We start from the raw sequence: 20873 nt of genomic DNA, 5'->3' as shown, positions 1-20873 counted from the left end.
CATGTGTCTCCCTCGATTTTATAACGCCTTCCCGGGCGGGACCGGGAAGGCTTTGTTTCTTCAGGGCTTATTGCTTGACGTAGATCGCGTCGTAATTGATGACGCGGGTCGGATCGATGTAGATGTTGTCAGCACCGCCCATGCGCAGCGACTTGGCGACGACGCGGCGTTCGTTGATGACAGGGATCCACGGCGCATCGGCCATGATATCGGTGAAGATCTTGCCCCAGGCGACGGTGCGCTCGGCGGCCTTTGCCGGATCGGACATCGAGTCGGCGGCAACGGCGCGCTTGTCGAGATCGGCATTGCAATACCACGACCAGTTCCAGCCGCCCGGAACCGCGCCGGCGCAACCGAGGATCGGGCCGTAGAAGTTGGACGGATCCGGGAAGTCGGCGATCCAGGCCATGCCGCCCGACCAGATCATCGGCGCTTCGCCTTCCGTGCCGCCGGCCGCGATGACGTTTGCCTGGGCGAGTGCCCGGACTTCGGCTTTGACGCCGACAGCGGCCAGGTCTTGCTGTATCGCCTGGGCGATACGCGGCTGCGGGTCGGTGTTGGTCGAGTAGAGCACGGTCTCGAAACCATCGGGATAGCCGGCTTCGGCAAGCAGCGCCTTGGCTTTCGCTACGTCATAGGCGTAGCCGGTGAAGGCCTTGTCGTAGCCCGGCATCAGCGGCGGCAGCGGCTGGTTGGCGGGCGTTGCGCGGCCGTTGAGGATGCGGGTGATGCGGTCCTTGTTGATTGCCATGTTCAGCGCCTGGCGAACCTTGACGTTGTCGAAGGGTTTCACCTTGGTGTTCAGCGTGATGTAGCCGGTGTGCAGCTGCTCGCCGTCGACGATCATCTGCGCGCCATCGGCCGAATTCTTGATTTCGAGGAACTTCGCCGGCGGAATGCCGTCGCCGGCAATATCGACCTCGCCCTTCTGCAGGCGCAAGAGCGCCACCAGCGGCTCCTGGCCGACCTCGACCTTGAAGCTGTCGATATAGGGAACGCCCTTGACGAAATAATCCTTGTTGCGCTCGAAGACGAGCTGCTGGCCGATCGTCCAGTCCTTCAGGATGAAGGTGCCGGAGCCAACCGGCTTCTTGCCGAAATCGCCGGCGGCTGCCTCGACGGCTTCCTTCGGCACGACAGAGGCGAAGTTGATCGCAAGCACGTGCAGGAAGGTGGCGTCGGGGCGCGAGAGGTTGAAGATGACGGTGCCGTCATCCGGCGTCTCAATGCCGGAGAGCGTCGTCGTCTTGCCGCCGGTTTCATCCTCGAAGCCCTTGATGGCGCCGAAGAAACCCGCGCCAGGCCCTTGAGTCTTCGGGTCGACGGCGCGTTCGATCGAATATTTCACGTCGGAGGCGACGACCTCGCGGCCGTTCGAGAACTTTACGCCCTTGTGCAGCTTGAAGGTATAGGTCAAGCCGTCGGGCGAAACGGTGAAGCTTTCGGCAAGCGAGGGAACGGGGTTCGGCGTGCCGGGCGCATAGTCCATCAGGCGGGAATACAGGCTCTTGATCATCGACCAGTTGACCCAGTCGTAGCCGATTGCCGGGTCGAGCGTGGTGATGTCGTCCTTGTAGGTGACGACGATATCGCCACCCTGCTTGGGCGTTTCCTGAGCCATGACGGACAATGGGGCGAGCGCCACCATCGTTGCCATGGTCGTCTGTTGCAGCCAGCGTTTGAACATCTTGGTTCCCCTTCTTTGGTTGCTGTCAGCGTGTGCGGATGCGCGGATCGATGACCGGCGCGACGAGGTCGGCAAGCAGGTTGCCGATGATGATGGCAAGTGCCGAGGTCAGGGTGACGCCCATGATGATCGGGATGTCGACCTGCTGGATCGCCTGCCAGGCGAGCTGGCCGATGCCGGGCCAGCCATAGACCGCCTCGACCACGACCACGCCGCCCATGAACTGGCCGATATCGATGCCGATCATGGCGATGATCGGCAGCACCGCGTTTGGCAGTGCATGGCGCAGGATGACTCGCTTCGAGGAAAGACCCTTGGCGCGCGCCGTGCGGACGTAATCCTGGTTCAGCACGTCGATCATCGACGAGCGCACCATGCGGGCGTACCAGCCGGCGCCGCAGATGCCGAGCGTTACGGCAGGCAGGACGAGATGCGAGAAGCTGCCGTAGCCACTCATCGGAAACCAGCCGAGCGTTGCCGCCAGCAGGTAGAGCAGCAGCAGGGCGACGAGGAACTGCGGCGCCGAGGTGCCGACGAAGGAGGCCATCATCACCATACGGTCGACGAAGCCGCCGCGGCGCATGGCGGCGATGGTGCCGAGCGTCAGGCCGAGCACCACCTCGACGAAGATGCCGGCAAGCATCAGCGTCAGCGTCGCCGGCAGGCGGGCGGCAATCAGCGTCCAGACATCGGTCTTCTGCGCATAGGAGCGGCCGAGATTGCCATGCAGCAGATTGCCGAGATAGGTGCCGAACTGGACCAGCAGCGGCTGGTCGAGGCCGAGCTCATGGCGGATGTTGGCGACCGTCTGGGCGGTGGCGCTGCGGCCGGCGATCATGCGGGCCGGGTCGGCCGGAAGAGCATAGAGCAGCACGAAGGTGATTGCCGCGACACCGAGCAGGATGAGGGCCGCCTGCGCCAGCCGGCGGAGCATGAGTGATGCCATCAGCCCCTCCCGCGCTGGGTCGGGTCGAGAATGTCGCGTAGCGCGTCGCCCACCAGATTGAAGGAAAGCGCCGTCAGGAGGATGATCGCGCCCGGAATGAAGACCAGCCAGGGGGCGGCCTGGAAATAGCTTTGGCTCTCGAAGATGATGTTGCCCCAGGAGGGCTGCGGCGGCTGGACGCCGACGCCGAGAAAGGAAAGCGTGGCCTCGAGCAGCACGGTGGTGGCGATGCCGAGCGTTCCCCAGACGATTGCCGTCGGCATGAGGTGCGGCAGGATATGCATGAAGAGCACGCGCATATGGCCGGCGCCGAGCGAGCGTTCGGCCATGATGAAATCCCGCTCCACCAGCCCGCGGGTTTCGGTATAGACGATGCGGGCGACCTGCACCCAGTTGACCAGCGCAATCACCATGGCGACGATCCAGAGGCTCGGCTTCAGCAATGCGGCGAGCACGATGGCGAGAAGCAATGCCGGAAAGGCCATCATCAGATCGGTGAAGCGCATCAGGATGTTGCCCGCCAGCCCGCGGAGATAACCGGCAACGATGCCGACGAAGAGGCCGATCGTCACCGCGATGCCGTTGGCAACAAGGCCGATGATCAGCGAGGTGCGGGCGCCGAAGAGCAGGCGCGAGAACAGGTCGCGGCCGAGCGTGTCGGTGCCCAGCAGATAGGGACCGCCCGGCGGCAGCGGCGCGCCTTCGAGCGACAGGCCGTCAAACATCTGCTCGTCAGGACTGAACGGCGCGATCCACGGCGCTGCGATGGCGAGCCCGATGACGAGTGTGACGACGATGAGGCCGAAGAGGGCCGTCGGCTGGCGGATCATCTGTTTCAGCACATGCATCAGCCGGCCTCCGGCAGAGGTTCGGCGCCCGCCAGGATGAAGGCTGATATCTGCTCCATCGGCAGGCGGCGGCGCATGGCGCAATTGCGCAGGATTGCGTAAGCGCTCTCCTCGTCGATGCCATGTGCGGCCTGCAGCTTTTCGACGGCGGCGTGAACGAGTGGCCGCAGCCGAACGCGCTCTTCGAGATATTGCAGTTTTTCCGCAGTCGCCTTGCGCTCCCGATGAATGGAGACGGCCATGACAAGCGCCGGATAGACGGCCGATGTGGCGATCGGCTTGGCGATGATCGCACCGGCACCCTGTCCAAGTGCCCAGGCGATGCGGCCGGGCGCTTCCGAACCAAGCAAGGCAACGACGGGGCAGGCAGGCGTTTCGCCGTGCCAGGGCAGCAGATCGTCCCAGCCCTGGTCGGCATCGACGATGACGAGATCGGGCAGTGCCGCGGCCGAAAGCGGCGCCCATTGCAGTGTTGCGTGGATGCCGAGCAGGCGAAGCTGGCGGATCAGCCTTTCGGTGTTGCCGTCCTCGCGATGCAGGACCATCGCCTGCCAGCCGGTGAAATTGGGTGTCTCTCTCATGACACCACCCTTAGCCGTGGAAAGGCCTGGCGGTTGCGGCCGGTCAGATAGGGGTCGGCGGCGAGCGGCGGCCGCGAGGCGACGACATCGAAGCCGTTGTCGGCGTTGATCCGGCCGAGATGGAAGGGCAGGGCGGCATGATTGGTCTCGCGGTCGATCGAAAGCGCGCCGAACAGGGTCGGCCAGGATCGATTGTAGAGCTCGCGCCGGACGGCGTCGGTCTCGTCACCGCCGGCGGCGACGATCGCGTCGACGCAGAGCCGGACGGCCGTATAGGCGCTGGCAAAGACGCTGGAGACACGCCGCTCGGCGCCGTGACGCTGAGTGACACGGGCCTTGAAGGCGGCATTTTCGGCGGTCGCGATACTATCGAAATAGGAAGCGGCGCAAAGCTGGCCGGCAGCAGCTCCGGCGGCGATATCGTCGAGTTCGCATTCCATCAGGTCGCAGCTGACCACCGGGCAGTTTTCCGCGCGGAAGGCCGGGTCGCGATCACCGAGGGCCTTGATCGCCTCCAGGAAGGCGTAGCTCGAGGGGCCGATCAGATTGTTGAGGATGAAGCTCGGGCGGCGCTGCGCGATCTCGGCGACGATGCGTTCGACGGCGGTTTCCTCGAGCGGAAGATAGCGTTCGCCGAGCACTTCGCCGCCGGCATGGGTGATGAGTTCGCGGGCGAGCCGGTTCATCTCCCAGCCCCAGACATAGTTGGCGCCGACGAGATAGGGCCTTGCGCCGTAGCGCGGGATCAGGTGCTCGAACAGCGGCAGCAGATGCTGGTTGGGGCAGCCGCCGACATAGATGACGTTCTCGTTGGCCTCGAAGCCTTCATAGGGGCACATGTACCAGAGCAGGCCGTCATGTTTCTCGACGAGCGGAATGACTTCCTTGCGCGCCGCAGACGTGATCGTGCCGACGATATGGCGGCAGCCGGCGCGCAGAAGATGGCGCGCGCCGTCCAGATAGGCGGCGAGATCGGCATGCGGATCGAAGAAGACCGGCTCGATCGCCAGCCCTTCGACGCCGGCATATTCGGCCATCGCGAAATCGGCGCCGTCGCGCGCGTCGCGGCCCATCGAGCCGTAGGGCCCGGTGGTCGAAAAGAGGATGCCGATTTTCAGCGCGTCATTCATGAAGTGACCACATCAAAAACCCCACGACGCTGGTCCCATCGAGCGATGAGGCGTCATGGGGCGAAACTGCCCGGGGACTATCGAAGTCATGTAATGTGGAAGGCTCTTTGCCTAATCCGCAGGCCTGAGTAAAATACAGGCAGCTTGTCTTTGTCAAGTGTGCTGCGCTGCACTCGCAGTCATTTGATCTTGTTCTTCCGGTAGAGCCACGAAAGGACGCTCTTCTAGCTCAAATCATGCAGATCCTTTGCAGTCGCCGGCCCAATCGAGAATTCGGAGAAGCGGACTGTCAATCCGCTACGCTCCGGCGTGCAGGCCGTGGGTCCGACCTCATAGTGGTCAGCAGCCGGGAAGGGGGCGAGCCGCAGCAGCGGCCAGAAACTGCCATCGCGCGAAGCCTGGATGCGCATCGCGCCGTTGGCGACGGTGACGCGGATGTAGAAATCCTCCAATTCCCTGAAGGGCTGCGCGACGGACCAGTCGGACTTGCCGTCAGTGACGACGGTGCTGAGGAAGGCTTCGCCGTCGGTGAATTCGACGCCTGTTTTCACCCAGCGTCTCTCGTCGATGCGCACCATCAGCCCAGCCTGGTCGTAGAGCGTGCGGAATTCGCCGCGGACGCGGATCTGTGCGGTGAAGCTGTCGGTGGTGGGAAAGGCGAGGAAGTGGCCGCTGTCACGGGTGAAGCCGTAATGGGTCTCCCGCCAGAAATCGGTCTTCTCATCGGTGGTCAGGGTGAGGCCGGTTTCGGTCGCCTGCCAGTGTGCCGGCTCGTTCAGCCATTTGCCGTCGTTGAAATCGATGCTCATCCTGTTCTCCCGTTCCGTTGAAGCCTCACTGGAGGGCGATTGACACACCTTGGCATAATGCGCGGTCTTGTTGCAGGCGGGCGCAGCCAAAGATTGTGTGTTTTTCGGCGTCTCGGTATCCGCCGAGCGCATAATCCGTCGCTCCTGCTTGACAGGATCGATCCATCTCCTATTCTGTTACAAAAAGATGAATTACATAATTGTGGAACTAAACGGGAGTCCTCACATGAAAACACTGGTCGCATTCCTTCTCGGCACCGCGCTCGTCGCCCTGCCTTCGACGCTCCTTGCCCAGGAAAAGGGCGGCGTCATCAATGTCGCGACGATCGGCGAGCCGCCGACGCTCGATCCGATGTCGTCGACGGCCGATCTCGTCGGCATCGTCACGCAGCACATTTTCGAAACGCTCTACACCTTCGACAAGAGCTGGAACGTCACGCCGCTGCTGGCCGAAAGCCTGCCCGAGATCAGTGCCGACGGCAAAACCTATACGATCAAGCTCAGGACCGGCATCAAGTTCCACGACAATAGCGACATGACCTCGGAAGATGTCGTCGCCTCGCTTGGCCGCTGGATGAAGATCGCCTCGCGCGGCAAGCAGGTGGCCGGCTTCATCGATAAGGTCACCGCCGCCGATCCGGCGACCGTGACGATCACGCTGAAGCAGCCCTATGCGCCGCTGACCTCGCTGCTCGCCTTCAACAATTCGGCCGCGATCATCATCCCGTCCGAAAAGCAGGACGAGCCGATGAAAGACTTCATCGGCACCGGTCCCTACATGCTGAAAGAGCGCAAGGCCGACCAGTATATCCAGCTTGTCCGCTTCGATGGCTATAAGTCCCGCGAAGGCGACAGCAATGGTTATGGCGGCGCCCGCCACCAGTATCTCGATGAAATCCGCTTCGTGCCGGTGCCGGATCCGAACACTCGCGTCGAGGCCGCCGTTTCCGGCCAGTACGACTACGTCGACTCGATCCCTGTCGAATCATACGACAAGCTGAAGGCCTCCACCGCCTCGCAGCCGATCATCCTGAAGCCCTTCGGTTATCCCGTCTTCGTCTTCAACACGAAGGAAGGTATTGCTGGGAATGTCGAGGTTCGCAAGGCGATCCGTCAGGCGCTCAGCATGGAAGACATGCTGGCGGCGGCTTTCGGCAGCAAGGATTTCTACGCGCTCGACGGCGCCATCTATCCCAAGACCTTTGCCTGGTCGACAGATGCCGGCGTCGAAGGCGCTTATAATGTTGCCGATCCGGAAGGGGCGGCGGCTGCCGCCAAGAAGGCCGGCTACAATGGTGAGCCGATCCGTATCCTGACCAGCCGCCAGTATGAGTTCCACTACAAAATGGCGCAGGTCGCCGCCGAATATTTGAAGCTTGCCGGCTTCACCGTCGATATGCAGGTTGTGGACTGGGCGACACTGACGCAGCGCCGTACCGATCCGAAGCTCTGGGATATCTACATCACCCATAGCCCCTTCCTGCCGGAGCCTGCCCTGATCGGCTCGCTCTCGACCAGTTCGCCGGGTTGGTGGGATACGCCGGCCCGCAAGGCCGCCGTCGATGCTTTCACCTCGGAAGTCGATCCGAAGAAGCGCGTGGCGCTCTGGGCCGACGTCCAGAAGGCGATCTATGCCGACGCCCCCTTCATGAAGATCGGCGACTTCAACGCCGTTTCGGCAGAATCGACCAAGCTTGAAGGCGTCGATCCGGCTCCGTGGCCGTATTTCTGGAATGCTTCGATCAAGAAGTAAGCATCGCCACCGATACCGGCCATTCCTGGTCGGCATCGGTCTTCTTTTTTGCAGCATCTGCAAAGGTTTGCCAGGGATTCATGATACGCTACATCCTCCAGCGCCTGTTCGGCATGATCGTCGTGATGTTTCTCGTCGTCACGATCGTCTTCGTCATCGTGCGCGTGACCCCGGGCGATCCGGCCGCCGTCATGCTCGGGCCGGATGCGACACCGCAGGATATTGCCGACCTCAGGTCCCGGCTCGGCCTCGATCAGTCGCTCGGCCTGCAATATGTCTATTATATCGGCCAGATGCTGAGAGGTGATCTCGGCCAGTCTATCTTCCTCAACATGCCAGTCACCTCGGCCTTGCTCGACCGGGCCGAGCCGACCTTCTTCCTGACTTTGTTTTCGCTCGCCATTGCCAGCATCATCGCCCTGCCGATCGGCATCTATGCCGCCTATCGGCGCGGTTCCTTCGTCGACCAGGCGGCAACGACGCTCGCCATGTTTGCAGCCAGCATTCCGAGCTTCTGGCTCGGCCTGATCCTGATGCAGGTCTTCGCCGTCAGGCTCAACCTCTTCCCGGTCTCCGGTTACGGCGGTCCGGGCTCGACCTTCTTCGAGCGCATGTATCATCTGACGCTGCCCGCCTTTGCACTCGGCATTGTCTCCTCGGCGCTGATCCTGCGCTTCACCCGCGCGTCGATGCTCGATGTGCTCGGCGACGATTATATCCGCACGGCCCGCGCCAAGGGGTTGATCGAGCGTCGGGTCATTCTCAAGCACGCGCTGAAGAATGCGCTGATCCCGATCCTGACGGTGATCGGCCTGACGGCAGCGGTGCTGATATCTGGCGCCGTCGTCACCGAGACCGTCTTCGGCCTGCCGGGTGTCGGCAACCTCGTCGTCTCCGCGGTGCTGCGCCGCGACTATCCCGTCATCCAGGGCGCGCTGCTCGTTATCGCCGCGCTCTACGTGCTGATCAATTTTGCGATCGACATGCTCTATCTGCTGATCGATCCGAGGGTGCGCTACTGATGGCAGATATCGCAATCAAATCAGTCGAAGGCGAAGGCAGCAAATTCGTCAAGCGCCTGCTGAAGCGCAAGACGGTCGCCTTGGGTCTGCTGATCCTGACGATCTTCGTGCTTCTGGCGGTCTTCGCGCCTGTTGTCGCGCCCTATTCGCCGTCGAAGCTTTCCATCGTCAACCGGCTGAAGCCGCCGAGCGGCACCTTTTTCTTTGGCACAGATGAGTTCGGCCGCGACGTCTTCTCGCGGACGATCTTCGCCGGCCGCCTGTCGCTGCTCGTCGGTGTTGCGGTCGTGACCTTGTCGGCCATAATCGGCGTGACGCTCGGCCTGCTTGCCGGCTTCTTCCAGAAGCTCGATACGCCAATCGCCCGGCTGATCGACGCGATGATGGCGTTTCCGGATATTCTGTTGGCGATCGCGCTCGTTGCCGCCCTCGGCCCGTCGTTGACGACGGTCATCATCGCATTGTCGATCGTCTATGCGCCGCGCCTTGCCCGCATCGTCCGCGCTTCGACGCTGGTCATTCGCGAGCTGCCCTATGTCGAGGCGGCGAGGGCGCTCGGCATCTCGACCTTCCATATCATGACGCGGCATGTGCTGCGCAATCTGCTGTCGCCGATCCTCGTGCAGGCCACGTTTCTCTTCGCCAGCGCAATGCTTGCGGAAGCCGGCCTGTCTTTCCTCGGTCTTGGGGTCAGCCCCGAAATCCCGACCTGGGGAACGATGATCGCCGCCGGCCGGCAGTATATCGGCCAGGCCGACTGGATGACGCTATTTCCGGGTGTCGCCATCATCCTCTCCGTGCTGTCGCTGCAGATGGTCGGCGATGGCCTCAGGGACATGCTCGATCCCAGACTGCGTAAGGATCTTTAATCCGCCGACCAAGCGTCGGCCCAATTGAAATTCGCCAAATCGAAAATTGCATGACAGGAGTTTGCGTGAATCAGTTTCCCACCGCGGCCGGCAAGGTCGAGAACTCGCCTTACGAACGGCTTGCCGCCCTCGGCATTGCGCTTCCGCCCCCGCCGCCGCCGATCGCCAATTTCGTCACGCATGTGATCGAAGGCAACATGCTCTATCTCTCCGGCCAGGGGCCGCGCGAGGCTGACGGCTTCATGCATGCCGGCAAGGTCGGCGGTGGGGTCAGTGTCGAGCAGGCCTACGGCCACGCGCGGCTGACCGGCATAAACCTGCTTGCCGTCATGCAGGATGCGCTCGGTGATCTCTCCCGCGTCAAGCGAGTGGTCAAGCTGCTCGGCATGGTCAATGCCGTGCCTGATTTCGAGGATCATCCAAGCGTCATCAACGGCTGTTCGGATCTGCTGATTGAAGTCTTCGGGCCGGCCGGCGAACATGCCCGCTCTGCCGTCGGCTTCGGCTCGCTGCCCGGCAACATCACCGTCGAGATCGAGGCGATCGTCGCCTTGCACGGCTGACGGGAGCTCGACACAGTTGATCGACCGCACCATGTTTCGTTTTTCGACCCAGAATCCTGGAGATCTCCATGTCCACTGATATCCGCCCGTCGCTTGGCCTTCGCCCTGTCATCAATGTATCGGGCACGATGACCAGCCTCGGCGCCTCGATCGTCGTTCCCGAAGCGATCAGCGCGATGGCATCGATCCTGCCGCACTTCGTCGAGATCAACGATCTGCAGCGCAAGGCAAGCGCCGTCATCGCTAGGCTGACCGGCGGCGAGGCGGGCTTCGTCACCGCCTCCTGCTCGGCCGGCATATCGCTTGCCGTCGCCGGCACGATCACCGGCAACAACCTGCTGGCGATCGAGAAGCTGCCGGATGTGGTGCCGGAGAAGAACGAGGTGCTGGTGCAGATGGGCCATGTCGTCAGTTACGGCGCCCCGGTTGACCAGGCAATCCGGCTTGCCGGCGGCAAGGTCGTGCTTGTGGGGCAGGCGACCTCGACGCACCGCTTCCATATGGAAAACGCCATCACCGACAAGACTGCCGCCGCCGTCTATGTCGTCTCCCACCATGTTGTCGACTACGGCCTGCTGAACCTGAAGGAATTCGTCGAGATCGCCCATACCAGGGGCGTGCCCGTCATCGTCGACGCGGCTTCGGAATACGACCTGCGCATCTTCCTGGAGCAGGGAGCCGATATCGCGCTCTACTCCGGCCACAAATTCCTCGGCGGCCCGACCTCGGGCATCGTTGCCGGCAGGAAGGAGCTGGTGCGCCATGCCTTCCTGCAGAATATGGGCATCGGCCGCGGCATGAAGGTCGGCAAGGAGAGCATCTTCGGCGTGATGGCGGCACTCGAAGCCTGGGAAAACCGCGACCATGCCGGCATCCTGGAGCGCGAGACCGGCTATCTCAACCTGTGGAAGCGCACCCTCGACGACCGCCCTGGCGTCACCGCGCTGATCGAGCCCGATCCGACCAACAATCCCCTCGATCGGCTGCGCCTGATCGTCGATCCCGGGCAAGCCCATATCACCGCATGGGATCTGGCCGATGCGCTTGCCAAGGGCAGCCCGCCGATCATCGTGCGCGATCACGAGGTGGAGCACCGCTATTTCTACCTCGACCCTTGCAACCTGCACCCGGGCGAGGAGACGATCGTCGCGGAGCGCCTGGCGCAGGAACTCGACAAGGCGCGCGCCTCCAACGAGATCATCGCAACGCCGATCGAAAACCGCAGCAGGCACCGCTTCGATGGTGCACTGCGCTGGCCGGATTGATCCGCCGCCGCTCATCTGCCGCAAGAGGAACCGCCATGGCCAGCGCCCAAACCCAACCGATCCAGACGACGACCGACGTTCTTGCCGTCGAAAGGCTGACGACATCCTTCCTGGTGGACGGCGTCTGGAAACCGGTCGTGCGCGACGTCTCCTTCACCGTCGCTCCGGCGGAAACGGTGGCGATCGTCGGCGAATCCGGATCGGGCAAGAGCGTCACCTCGCTCTCGATCATGCGGCTGCTGCAGGCGGATACGAGCCGTGTCGAGGGCCGCGTCATGCTCGGCGGACGCGACCTTTTGGCCCTGCCGGAAAATGCCATGCGGCAGGTGCGCGGCAACGAGGTGGCGATGATCTTCCAGGAGCCGATGACATCGCTCAATCCGCTCTTCACCATCGGCGACCAGATTTCTGAGGCGCTGCTCTGCCATTCCGATATGAGCAGGGCCGATGCCAAAGCCGAGACGATCAGGTTGCTGGAAAAGGTCCGTATCCCCTCGGCCGCCTCGCGCTTCGGCGAATATCCGCATCGTTTCTCCGGCGGCATGCGCCAGCGGGTGATGATCGCCATGGCGCTCGCCAGCCGGCCGAAACTCTTGATCGCCGACGAGCCGACGACGGCGCTCGACGTCACCATCCAGGGCCAGATCCTCGATCTCATCAAGATGCTGCAGGACGAGGAGGGGACCTCCGTTCTCTTCATTACCCATGACATGGGCGTCGTTGCCGAGATCGCCGACCGGACGGTGGTGATGTACCGCGGCGAACAGGTGGAAAGCGGCGCCACCGCCGATATTTTTCACCGCGGCAAACATCCCTACACGAGAGCACTGCTTTCAGCCGTGCCGGTGCTCGGCTCGATGCAGGGCAGGCAAAGGCCGCTGCGCTTTCCCGTGGTCAATACCGCAACGGGTGAATCGGACATTCCCGCCGAGGTCACCGATACGGTGGCAGCGACGCCGGTCCTGCAGGTGAAGAACCTCACCAAGCGCTTCGACATTCATTCCGGCCTGTTTGGCCGGCTGACCAGCCGGGTGCATGCGGTCGAAAACGTTTCCTTCGACCTTCACGCCGGCGAGACGCTGTCGCTTGTCGGCGAATCCGGCTGCGGCAAATCGACAACCGGCCGTGCCATCATGCGGCTCATCGAGCCGCAGGCCGGTTCTGTTCTTGTCGAGGGCAGGGAGGTGCTCGGCCTCGACCGGAAGGATCTGCGCGAGATGCGCAAATCCGTGCAGATGATCTTCCAGGATCCCTTTGCCAGCCTCAACCCGCGCATGACGGTTGGTGCTGCGATCGCCGAACCCTATCTCGAACACAGGATGGGCACCGCGAAGCAGGCGAAAGACGTCGTCGCCGATCTTTTGGTGAAGGTCGGCCTGCTACCGGAGATGGCCGCGCGTTATCCGCATGAATTTTCCGGCGGCCAACGCCAGCGCATCTGCATTGCCCGCGCGCTTGCCTTGCAGCCGAAGGTCATCGTTGCCGATGAAAGCGTCTCGGCGCTCGACGTCTCGATCAAGGCGCAGGTCATCAACCTGATGCTCGACCTGCAGCAGAGCCTCAATCTTGCCTTCCTGTTCATCTCGCACGACATGGCGGTGGTCGAACGCGTCAGCCATCGCGTCGCCGTGATGTATCTCGGCGAGATCGTCGAGATCGGCCCGCGGGCCGCGGTCTTTGAAAATCCGCAGCATCCCTATACGAAGAAACTCATCGCGGCAGTGCCCGTGCCCGATCCGGACCGTCGCCACGAAAAGCGGATGGTGGCGAATGACGAGATCAAGAGCCCGATGCGCCCGGTCGACTATCAGCCTGCAAGCACGTCTTATCGCGAAGTCGGGCCGGGCCACCTGGTCATGGCCGATCGGTAGACTTGCCATCGCGTTTCGGATCTGACGGGCGCTATTCCATCGCCAGAATCATGTTGCGCACGACGGGGTAGATTTCCCCCTCCCAGCGGCGGCCGCTGAAGACGCCGTAATGCCCGACATTGGCCTGAAGATGATGGCGCTTCAGATGCGGGCGCAGTGCACGACAGAGATCGTGCGCGGCCGACGTCTGGCCGAGCGCGCAGATGTCGTCGCGGCCGCCCTCAACGGTCAAAAGTGCCGTGTTGCGGATCTGGCCCGGGTCGACCTTGCGGCCATGGTGGGTGAGGTCGCCGGTCGCGAGTTCCGCCTTCTGGAAGACGCGTTCGATGGTTTCGATGTAGAATTCTTCGGTGAGGTCGAGCACGGCGAAATATTCGTCGTAGAACTTCTTGATCTTGCCGGCTTCGGCCGTCTCGCCCTTCGCCAAATGGTCGTAGAGCCTGCGATGGGCGTCCTGGTGGCGCTGCATGTTCATCGACATGAAGGCGACGAGCTGGAGGAAGCCGGGATAGACCCGCCGCCCGGCGCCCCGATAACGCCAGGGAACGCCGGTGATCAGCGAGCTCTCGAACCAGGCGAGCGACTTCGATACGGCAAGTTCGTTGACCTTCGTCGGGCTCTCGCGCGGATCGATCGGCCCGGCCATCAGCGTCATGGTCCGCGGGGTGGCGGGATGCCGCTCTTCCGACATCACGGCAACGGCGGCCAGCGCCTGTACGCAGGGCTGGCAGACGGCGAGGATATGAGCGCCGGGGCCGATTTCCTCCAGGAAATGCATGATATAATCGACATAGTCGTCCATGCCGAAGCGTCCGGCCGACAGCGGCACGTCGCGGGCGTTCGCCCAGTCGGTAATATAGACGTCGTGATCGCGCAGCAGGGTCTGCACTGTGCCGCGCAGGAGCGTCGCGAAATGGCCGGACAGCGGGGCGACGACCAGCACCCGCGGCCGCTTTGCATCGGTGTCCGTTGCAAAGCGCAGCAACGTGCCGAAGGGCATGTCGAGTACGGTCTCGACGGTGACCGGCACCACGCGATTGCCGATCATGACCGAGTCTATGGCGAAATCCGGACGTTGGTGGGTGATCTCGAAGCGTGAGATCATCTCCAGTGCGGCGGCGAAGTGCCGTCCCATTTCGCTGCCGGATCCCCAGAGCGCTGTCGCGGAGAAGATCTGCAGGCGCCGCGCCAGATCGCGGAGCGGCGCGATGAGATCATCCTGGAACTGATAGGCCTGGTAGAGCATGGCCGAAATCTCCCGCACTGCCGCATCGATGCGGCGGTGCAAAAAATGCTAGTGGAATATGTCCTGCCATGCGAGAAGATTATCGAGGAAGAAGCAACATTGTCCGACAAGGATACGAGCCCGATGTCGCAAGCTGCACTGACGATTTCCTCGAAGAACTACTCCTCTTGGTCTCTGCGCGGCTGGTTGCTGTGCCGGATGGCGGGACTGGACTTCGCCGAAGTGCTTGTGGAGATGGATGACGAGGCGCGCCAGGAACTGCTGCTGCTTTCACCATCGGTTCTGGTGCCGAGGCTGACCCATGACGACGTGACGGTCTGGGACACGCTGGCGATCGCCGAATATCTCCACGAAGTGACGCCCGCTGCCGGGCTCTGGCCCGCCGAGCGGGCGGCGCGCGCGCGCTGCCGGTCGGTCTCGGGCGAGATGCATTCGGGTTTCCATAACCTGCGTTCGGCATTGCCGATGAACCTCAAGGCGCGGCATGCGAGCTTCAAGATATTCTCGGGCGCGCGGCCCGATGTCGAGCGCGTCAAGGCGATCTGGACCGAATGCCTCGAGGCAAGCGGCGGGCCGTGGCTTTTCGGGACCGCGCCGACCGTGGCCGATGCGATGTATGCGCCGGTCTGCACCCGCTTCCGCACCTATGCGGTGGAGCTCGAACCGCAGCTCGAAGCCTATGTCGAAACGGTGCTGTCCTGGCCGCTGATGGGCGAGTGGACCGAAGGCGCGATGGTCGAGCCGGACGAGATCGTCGAACTGGAAGTCGAGTTCTGACGGAAACCCGGCCGGGCGGCTCCCCATCGATTTTCACGGGCCGAATTAAGAGTTGCCTGGAAGGTGAGCGGCGCATAAAGCAGATGCAGTGCCACATGCCGCGAAGCCTGGACCGATGAACAGAGATTATTATTCCAAACTCGGCGGATTGCCGCCGCAAACCGAGCTGCTTTCCAGCAAGGCCGTCTTCACCACAGCCTATGCGGTCATCCCGCGCAGCGTCATGACCGACATCGTCACCAGCGTCCTTCCGCATTGGACGGGGACACGGGCATGGGTTCTCTCCCGGCCGCTCTCCGGTTTCTCCGAGACCTTCTCGCAATATGTGATGGAGGTTCAGCCCGGCGGCGGAAGCGATCGGCCGGAGCCCGACAAGCGGGCCGAAGCGGTCCTGTTCGCCGTCGAAGGCGAGATGACGGTGGAGCTCGATGGCGTCAGTCATGCGCTGCGCTCCGGTTCGTTCGCCTATATTCCGGCGGGTTCGGTCTGGCGCCTGAAAAACAGCGGTTCGACGGCGGCAAAATTCCACTGGATTCGAAAGGCCTTTCAGGAGGTCGAGGGGCTGGAGCCGCCGCCGGCGATCCTCACGCATGAGGACCAGCACCCCATCTCGGCAATGCCGGACACAGACGGACGCTGGGGGACCACCCGGTTCATCGATCCGGCCGATGTCCGCTACGACATGCACGTGAATATCGTGACTTTGGAGCCGGGTGCCGTGATCCCCTTCATGGAAACCCATGTCATGGAGCATGGTCTCTATGTGCTGGAGGGCAAGGCCGTCTATCGGCTGAACCAGGATTGGGTCGAGGTCGAGGCCGGAGACTTCATGTGGCTGCGCTCCTTCTGCCCGCAGGCATGTTACGCCGGCGGCCCCGGCCGGTTCCGCTACCTGCTCTACAAGGACGTCAACCGTCATATGACGCTCTGGTAGGATCTATCGCAGAGGGACGATGAGGCTCGAAAGCGAACGTCTGATTTTGAGACCCTGGCGACCGCAAGATCGCAAGCCCTTCGCTGCGATCAATGCCGAGCCCGACGTTGTCAGATATCTCAATCCTCTGACCGACGAACAGTCGGATGCGATGCTCGACCGTATCGACCGGCACTTCGAGGATCATGGCTGGGGGTTTTGGGCGCTGGAGGAGAAGGCAAGCCGCCAGTTGATCGGCATGTGCGGCCTCGCCAAGATTTCACCTGCTTTGTCATTTGCCCCGGCAGTCGAAATCGGTTGGCGGCTTTCAGCCTCTCGGCACGGCGCCGGATATGCGCGCGAGGCCGCGGAACGGTCTCTCGACTTTGCGTTCAACGAGCTGAAGCTTGACCGCGTCGTCAGCTTCACAGTGCCCGCAAACAGCAATTCCTGGGGTTTGATGACGCGACTGGGGATGAGCCGGATCGGGGAGTTCAATCATCCCAATTTCGCCGAGGGGCATCCATTGCGTCATCACGTGCTTTACGAGCTGCGATCACCAAACAGTATTTGAAGCCAGGCGCCTTTCGACATCAACTGCTACGAGCGGCTCACATATTAAAAACTTATAGTTGCAAAAGTGGCGTAATCTATCTTATGGAACTGAGTAATTGTACAGGCGTACGCGCGATCGGCGAACCGCATTTCGTTAGACTATGCTTTTCATCGCGATCACGCGACCGTCTGTTCACCGTTGATGACCAGTCACCATCAACCGTAGCGCGGCCTTCTTTGGCTGGTCGGCTGTTATCTGGTTCGAAGCGAGTGTGAATGTCCTGTTCCAGATATTGGCACTGGCAGCGCTCGCTTACGGCGTTCTCGCGGCCGCAGCCGTTCTTCAGCGTCGATGTTCTTCCTTCTGCGGACTTCAATCCTTCGCCGTTCAGTCATCGTTCATGCCAGCGCGTCGCAGTAGAGCCCAGTCGATCAACGCTTCCATCGCCGGGCCGAGCGCGACGCCAAGGCTGCTTAAGCTGTACTCTACCCGGGGAGGCACCTCCGGATAGACGGTTCGCATGATTATTCCGTCTTTCTCAAGCTCTTTCAGTTGCTGGATGAGCATTTTCTGGTTCACGCCGTCGACACGCCGTTCCAACTCAGAAAAGCGGAGGGGACCATGCGCTGCAAACAGCTGGCAAATGATGACAGTCTTCCACTTGCCTTCGAGAACCCGCAGCGCCTCACTGGTCGCCGCAGCCCATACCTTTCGCTGCTCGGGATCCTGGCAGTTCCAGTCGTGCTCAGTCCGCATACATACCTCAATCGGCAGTAACACACCAAAAGGTGGGTTCTTGCCTGTTTAGCTATCTGCTCCTATTTCCATTAGTACAGAAATACGGAAGGAATAACATATGAAAATCGGCATCTTTGGCACCGGCAATATCGGCGGTACCCTCGCACGCAAGCTCGCCGCCGCAGGGCATGATGTCAGGATCACCAATTCAAAACCCTCCGAAAAGCTCAACGCATTCGCTGCTGACATCGGCGCCACCCCGGTTGATGCACAGGGCGTGGTGGATGGCGCTGATATGATCATCTTGTCGACCCCATTCCCGGCCGTTGCAGAGCTTCCGCAGGATCTATTCGCAAATCTTCCCGCCAACGTCCCGGTCGTAGATACGGGCAACTACTATCCTGGCATGCGCGATCCGCACATTGCCGCGATCGACGACGGATTGCCGGAAAGCGTCTGGGTTTCGAACCAGATTGGCCGCCGCGTTATCAAAGCCTTCAACAATATTCTGGCTGCGACCCTTGCCGATGGCGGGCGTCCGGTCGGTGCACCCGATCGCATTGCAGCTGCCGTTGCGGGCGACGACGAGGCTCAGAAAAGAATCGTAATGGGCATCGTGGACGAGGTCGGTTTCGATCCCGTCGATTCAGGGTCTCTCGATGAGTCCTGGCGCCAGCAGCCGTCGACGCCCGTCTATTGCTGCGACTGGAACGTCGAGAAGACGCGCAAGGCCCTTGCTCAGGCCGTCAAGGGAAAGGCCGCTGCAACGCGGGATAAATTGCCCGAACAATTCGCGGCACTCGGCCCCAATCCAAAGCACGCCGATGTCATCGCCTCCAATCGGGAGAACAATGCCCCAGCGTAAAGGCAATGAACCAACGACACCGCTCATCAGATACCCAGCGTCTCTAATTTAGCGAGCCTACGCGTTAAAGCGCTCACTTTCTTGAGATATTTGTTTGAACGATGTGGTTCTCCGCCTGCAGGATTTTGCCCGAATCCGTTTTGGTCTATCCTATTGCTTGATCAATCAGGCCGAATCTCTCACCACAAGCTTGCCTTTGAAGTTAACCGTCTCCCTCGGCGCTCTTTCCAGAATCATATCTATTGCCGCTTTGACCATCTGGTCGGTGGGTTGCTCGTAGGTTGTAAGGCCGTATGCCGGTGACGCTGCTGGGGTAGCGTTGTCGAAGCCCACAATGGCGAGATCGTTGGGGACACGTAACCCGAACTCGCTCCGGGCAACATCCATCGCTCCGAACGCGAGGGCATCGTTTTCGCACATGAGAACATCGATCCGGTCTTCCGGCGCGACTTTGGACAGATAGTCCCGGGCGGCCTGCGCGCCGGCTTCTGCGCTGTAGCGCTCGGCAGACATCTCGACGAGCTCGACGCCGCGAGCGGTTCGCCAGAACTCCTTAAAGTTTCTCCGTCTGCCAAGCGCTGTAGACAATGTACGCGCCCCGGCCATAAATCCCGGTCTCCGATACCCCCTTTCCAATAGGTGCTTGCCGATCTCGGCAATCGCCACGACCGCATCGCAGGAGATCGCGGGAACACCTTCGATCTGGCTATCTCGAGCGAGAACAAACATCGGAGGCCCAGTGCGTCCCAGCTTATGATCTGTCAACATCTCGTCCCGAAACGCCGTACCAAAGAGCACGATCGCATCAACCTGCCGCTGGTCGGCATTCAATATGGCGTGCACGTGGTTGTAGTGTTGATTGATATTGATCAACATGGTCACGAGCCCCTCCGCCTGCAGGCTGGCGGTCAGTTTTTCAAGAAACGGAAGCTTGTGCGGGTTTGCGAAGTCATCAACGAGAACCGCGACCTGATGTGTGGAATTGGTGGCAAGGCTCCTGGCCAAGAGATTCGGCCGATAATTGAGCCGCTCTGCCGCCTCCAGCACTTTGGCTTTGCTTGCTTCCGTGATCGATGCACCCGGCGTAAATGCGCGGATGACCGTCCACTTTGAAACGCCGGCCTCCATCGCCACGTTTTGCGCCGTCGCTCGCTTCATAGTCGAACCTCTCCGTTTCGAAACGTTTATTCCATTTCTGCTGGAATGCGAAATGAATGGTTGATTTCTCTTAGCAAGAATCTTATAGCTATGCACGTTTGCTACCGGTAGCAAAAATATGCACCCGGTAGCAACTTTGGAGGACGCGCCGTCTGAGGCGTTTTTGGTGGTTCTCGCGCTGGGAGGTGCGGGACACCCTTTGGGAGGAGTTTTTATGAAATCGTTTCTTCGTAAAATCGTGCTGGGCGCTGCCATGGTTGGCGCGCTTGGCGCTGCATCTGGCATTGCCATCGCACAGGATATCAACATCATCGCCGTAACGCACGGCCAGGCCAACGACCCCTTCTGGTCTGTTGTCAAGAACGGGGTGAGCGCCGGTGCCAAGGATGCCGGTGTCAGCATCGATTATCGCGCACCGGAAACCTTCGACATGGTGGCCATGAGCCAGCTGATCGACGCAGCCGTCAACCAGAAGCCAGCCGGTCTGATCGTCTCGATCCCGGATTCGTCCGCCTTGGGCCCGTCGATACAAAAGGCTGTCGCCGCCGGCATTCCGGTCATTTCCATCAATTCCGGCTCCGATGTCTCGAAGTCACTCGGAGCGCTTCTCCATGTCGGCCAGGACGAATTCAGCGCCGGCAAGGCAGCGGGTGAAAAGCTCAAGGAAATGGGCGGCAAGGTTGCCATCTGCGTCAACCAGGAAGTCGGCAACGTCTCCCTCGATCAGCGTTGCCAGGGCTTTTCCGATGGTTTTGCGGGTACCGTTACGGTCCTACCCGTCTCCAACGATCCGGCCGACGTTCGGGCCAAGGTGAAGGCGGCGCTCAGCTCGAATCCCGACATCGACACCGTTATGGCGCTTGGCGCAAGCACGGCCGGTGAACCATCGCTGGCAGCCGTTGCCGATGCCGGCATGACCGGCAAGATCAAGGTTGCGACCTTCGACCTTTCGGCGGACTTCTTGAAGGCGGTCGCATCCGGTGAAGCCGCTTTCGCCATCGATCAGCAGCAGTTCCTCCAAGGTTATCTGCCTGTCGTCTTTCTCGCAAACTATGCGAAATACGGCCTGATCCCCGGCGGCAATGTGCCTTCCGGTCCGAACCTGATCACCAAGGAAAAGGCAGCCCAGGTCGTCGAACTATCGGCAAAGGGCATCCGCTAATCCACGACTGCCGAAAGGCTTGATTGTCGAACACCCTCCGCTTTCGAAGGGGGTGTTCGACAGGCGACGTGCGTCGTGAGGAATGCCCTCGGCGCTTCGGCGAATTGCATCTAT

General features: G+C 61.5%; 20 protein-coding genes. 11 read left to right on the top strand and 9 right to left on the bottom strand.

Annotated features, from left to right (window positions below; translation table 11 throughout):
• Positions 1–67 precede the first annotated feature (67 nt).
• The 6 genes from FY112_RS19730 to FY112_RS19705 all read right to left on the bottom strand — a co-directional run bounded on the left by FY112_RS19730 (position 68) and on the right by FY112_RS19705 (position 6001).
• Positions 68–1687 carry an ABC transporter substrate-binding protein gene (locus FY112_RS19730; protein WP_151519089.1) on the bottom strand — a complete coding sequence of 540 codons (1620 nt, stop codon included), beginning with the start codon at positions 1685–1687 and terminating at the stop codon, positions 68–70.
• A 25-nt stretch (positions 1688–1712) separates the two neighbouring features.
• A complete protein-coding gene (locus tag FY112_RS19725) occupies positions 1713–2633 on the bottom strand; it encodes an ABC transporter permease (protein ID WP_094088633.1) in 921 nt (306 codons plus the stop codon).
• A complete protein-coding gene (locus FY112_RS19720; RefSeq protein WP_003547924.1) occupies positions 2633–3481 on the bottom strand; it encodes an ABC transporter permease in 849 nt (282 codons plus the stop codon). The genes FY112_RS19725 and FY112_RS19720 overlap by 1 nt, the downstream gene beginning before the upstream one ends.
• Positions 3481–4062 carry an ANTAR domain-containing protein gene (locus FY112_RS19715; RefSeq protein ID WP_151519088.1) on the bottom strand — a complete coding sequence of 194 codons (582 nt, stop codon included), beginning with the start codon at positions 4060–4062 and terminating at the stop codon, positions 3481–3483. The genes FY112_RS19720 and FY112_RS19715 overlap by 1 nt, the downstream gene beginning before the upstream one ends.
• Entirely contained in the window at positions 4059–5192 is a 1134-nt protein-coding gene (locus tag FY112_RS19710; RefSeq protein ID WP_151519087.1) for a transporter substrate-binding protein, read from the bottom strand. Before FY112_RS19710 ends, FY112_RS19715 begins: the two co-directional genes overlap by 4 nt.
• A gap of 224 nt (positions 5193–5416) precedes the next feature.
• Entirely contained in the window at positions 5417–6001 is a 585-nt protein-coding gene (locus FY112_RS19705; RefSeq protein ID WP_151519086.1) for a DUF1349 domain-containing protein, read from the bottom strand.
• A gap of 226 nt (positions 6002–6227) precedes the next feature.
• On the opposite strand from FY112_RS19705, the gene FY112_RS19700 reads away from it, so the two are divergent.
• The 6 genes from FY112_RS19700 to FY112_RS19675 all read left to right on the top strand — a co-directional run bounded on the left by FY112_RS19700 (position 6228) and on the right by FY112_RS19675 (position 13344).
• Positions 6228–7754: an ABC transporter substrate-binding protein gene (locus tag FY112_RS19700; protein ID WP_151519085.1), complete on the top strand. Its 1527-nt coding sequence runs from the start codon at positions 6228–6230 to the stop codon at positions 7752–7754.
• 80 nt (positions 7755–7834) lie between these two features.
• The gene (locus FY112_RS19695) at positions 7835–8776 is read left to right on the top strand and encodes an ABC transporter permease (protein ID WP_181018245.1); all 942 of its coding nucleotides are present in this window, start codon (positions 7835–7837) and stop codon (positions 8774–8776) included.
• Positions 8776–9645: an ABC transporter permease gene (locus tag FY112_RS19690; RefSeq protein WP_094088629.1), complete on the top strand. Its 870-nt coding sequence runs from the start codon at positions 8776–8778 to the stop codon at positions 9643–9645. The genes FY112_RS19695 and FY112_RS19690 overlap by 1 nt, the downstream gene beginning before the upstream one ends.
• Positions 9646–9695: 50 nt before the next feature.
• Positions 9696–10208, top strand: coding sequence for a RidA family protein (locus FY112_RS19685; RefSeq protein ID WP_131628851.1), 513 nt, complete (start codon positions 9696–9698; stop codon positions 10206–10208).
• Positions 10209–10276: 68 nt separating this feature from the next.
• Complete coding sequence (locus FY112_RS19680) at positions 10277–11473, top strand: aminotransferase class V-fold PLP-dependent enzyme (RefSeq protein ID WP_131628852.1); 1197 nt, start codon at positions 10277–10279, stop codon at positions 11471–11473.
• A gap of 35 nt (positions 11474–11508) precedes the next feature.
• Positions 11509–13344, top strand: coding sequence for an ABC transporter ATP-binding protein (locus FY112_RS19675; protein ID WP_131628853.1), 1836 nt, complete (start codon positions 11509–11511; stop codon positions 13342–13344).
• A 31-nt stretch (positions 13345–13375) separates the two neighbouring features.
• On the opposite strand, the gene phaZ is transcribed toward FY112_RS19675, so the two are convergent.
• Complete coding sequence (gene phaZ, locus FY112_RS19670; RefSeq protein WP_131628921.1) at positions 13376–14590, bottom strand: polyhydroxyalkanoate depolymerase; 1215 nt, start codon at positions 14588–14590, stop codon at positions 13376–13378.
• Positions 14591–14713: 123 nt separating this feature from the next.
• Here phaZ and FY112_RS19665 point away from each other — a divergent pair, with 123 nt between their 5' ends.
• The 3 genes from FY112_RS19665 to FY112_RS19655 all read left to right on the top strand — a co-directional run bounded on the left by FY112_RS19665 (position 14714) and on the right by FY112_RS19655 (position 16854).
• A complete protein-coding gene (locus tag FY112_RS19665; RefSeq protein ID WP_026158397.1) occupies positions 14714–15367 on the top strand; it encodes a glutathione S-transferase in 654 nt (217 codons plus the stop codon).
• 115 nt (positions 15368–15482) lie between these two features.
• Positions 15483–16301 (top strand): bifunctional allantoicase/(S)-ureidoglycine aminohydrolase, encoded by an 819-nt coding sequence (locus tag FY112_RS19660; RefSeq protein WP_017958082.1) that lies wholly within the window; start codon positions 15483–15485, stop codon positions 16299–16301.
• Between the two features lie 19 nt (positions 16302–16320).
• A complete protein-coding gene (locus FY112_RS19655) occupies positions 16321–16854 on the top strand; it encodes a GNAT family N-acetyltransferase (RefSeq protein ID WP_017958083.1) in 534 nt (177 codons plus the stop codon).
• Positions 16855–17223: 369 nt separating this feature from the next.
• Here FY112_RS19655 and FY112_RS19650 read toward each other — a convergent pair whose 3' ends face one another.
• Positions 17224–17592 (bottom strand): helix-turn-helix domain-containing protein, encoded by a 369-nt coding sequence (locus FY112_RS19650; protein ID WP_131628854.1) that lies wholly within the window; start codon positions 17590–17592, stop codon positions 17224–17226.
• 100 nt (positions 17593–17692) lie between these two features.
• Here FY112_RS19650 and FY112_RS19645 point away from each other — a divergent pair, with 100 nt between their 5' ends.
• Positions 17693–18439, top strand: a complete 747-nt coding sequence (locus FY112_RS19645; protein WP_151519084.1) for an NADPH-dependent F420 reductase — start codon at positions 17693–17695, stop codon at positions 18437–18439.
• A 165-nt stretch (positions 18440–18604) separates the two neighbouring features.
• On the opposite strand, the gene FY112_RS19640 is transcribed toward FY112_RS19645, so the two are convergent.
• On the bottom strand, positions 18605–19597 hold the full coding sequence (locus FY112_RS19640; RefSeq protein ID WP_151519083.1) for a LacI family DNA-binding transcriptional regulator: 993 nt from the start codon (positions 19595–19597) through the stop codon (positions 18605–18607).
• A 214-nt stretch (positions 19598–19811) separates the two neighbouring features.
• On the opposite strand from FY112_RS19640, the gene FY112_RS19635 reads away from it, so the two are divergent.
• Positions 19812–20759 carry a sugar ABC transporter substrate-binding protein gene (locus tag FY112_RS19635; RefSeq protein ID WP_151519082.1) on the top strand — a complete coding sequence of 316 codons (948 nt, stop codon included), beginning with the start codon at positions 19812–19814 and terminating at the stop codon, positions 20757–20759.
• The last annotated feature ends 114 nt before the right edge of the window (positions 20760–20873 follow it).

The organism is Rhizobium sp. PEPV16, assembly GCF_008919455.1.
GTDB lineage: Bacteria > Pseudomonadota > Alphaproteobacteria > Rhizobiales > Rhizobiaceae > Rhizobium > Rhizobium leguminosarum_Q.
Note: the sequence above shows the minus strand (reverse complement) of the source record. Positions and strands in the feature narration are given on the sequence as shown.

What these genes read in the sequence shown, in the direction of transcription:
- FY112_RS19730 (WP_151519089.1), bottom strand. Translation starts at nt 1,687, where the DNA reads ATGTTCAAACGCTGGCTGCAACAGACGACCATGGCAACGATGGTGGCG.
- FY112_RS19725 (WP_094088633.1), bottom strand. Translation starts at nt 2,633, where the DNA reads ATGGCATCACTCATGCTCCGCCGGCTGGCGCAGGCGGCCCTCATCCTG.
- FY112_RS19720 (WP_003547924.1), bottom strand. Translation starts at nt 3,481, where the DNA reads ATGCATGTGCTGAAACAGATGATCCGCCAGCCGACGGCCCTCTTCGGC.
- FY112_RS19715 (WP_151519088.1), bottom strand. Translation starts at nt 4,062, where the DNA reads ATGAGAGAGACACCCAATTTCACCGGCTGGCAGGCGATGGTCCTGCAT.
- FY112_RS19710 (WP_151519087.1), bottom strand. Translation starts at nt 5,192, where the DNA reads ATGAATGACGCGCTGAAAATCGGCATCCTCTTTTCGACCACCGGGCCC.
- FY112_RS19705 (WP_151519086.1), bottom strand. Translation starts at nt 6,001, where the DNA reads ATGAGCATCGATTTCAACGACGGCAAATGGCTGAACGAGCCGGCACAC.
- FY112_RS19700 (WP_151519085.1), top strand. Translation starts at nt 6,228, where the DNA reads ATGAAAACACTGGTCGCATTCCTTCTCGGCACCGCGCTCGTCGCCCTG.
- FY112_RS19695 (WP_181018245.1), top strand. Translation starts at nt 7,835, where the DNA reads ATGATACGCTACATCCTCCAGCGCCTGTTCGGCATGATCGTCGTGATG.
- FY112_RS19690 (WP_094088629.1), top strand. Translation starts at nt 8,776, where the DNA reads ATGGCAGATATCGCAATCAAATCAGTCGAAGGCGAAGGCAGCAAATTC.
- FY112_RS19685 (WP_131628851.1), top strand. Translation starts at nt 9,696, where the DNA reads ATGACAGGAGTTTGCGTGAATCAGTTTCCCACCGCGGCCGGCAAGGTC.
- FY112_RS19680 (WP_131628852.1), top strand. Translation starts at nt 10,277, where the DNA reads ATGTCCACTGATATCCGCCCGTCGCTTGGCCTTCGCCCTGTCATCAAT.
- FY112_RS19675 (WP_131628853.1), top strand. Translation starts at nt 11,509, where the DNA reads ATGGCCAGCGCCCAAACCCAACCGATCCAGACGACGACCGACGTTCTT.
- phaZ (WP_131628921.1), bottom strand. Translation starts at nt 14,590, where the DNA reads ATGCTCTACCAGGCCTATCAGTTCCAGGATGATCTCATCGCGCCGCTC.
- FY112_RS19665 (WP_026158397.1), top strand. Translation starts at nt 14,714, where the DNA reads ATGTCGCAAGCTGCACTGACGATTTCCTCGAAGAACTACTCCTCTTGG.
- FY112_RS19660 (WP_017958082.1), top strand. Translation starts at nt 15,483, where the DNA reads ATGAACAGAGATTATTATTCCAAACTCGGCGGATTGCCGCCGCAAACC.
- FY112_RS19655 (WP_017958083.1), top strand. Translation starts at nt 16,321, where the DNA reads ATGAGGCTCGAAAGCGAACGTCTGATTTTGAGACCCTGGCGACCGCAA.
- FY112_RS19650 (WP_131628854.1), bottom strand. Translation starts at nt 17,592, where the DNA reads ATGCGGACTGAGCACGACTGGAACTGCCAGGATCCCGAGCAGCGAAAG.
- FY112_RS19645 (WP_151519084.1), top strand. Translation starts at nt 17,693, where the DNA reads ATGAAAATCGGCATCTTTGGCACCGGCAATATCGGCGGTACCCTCGCA.
- FY112_RS19640 (WP_151519083.1), bottom strand. Translation starts at nt 19,597, where the DNA reads ATGAAGCGAGCGACGGCGCAAAACGTGGCGATGGAGGCCGGCGTTTCA.
- FY112_RS19635 (WP_151519082.1), top strand. Translation starts at nt 19,812, where the DNA reads ATGAAATCGTTTCTTCGTAAAATCGTGCTGGGCGCTGCCATGGTTGGC.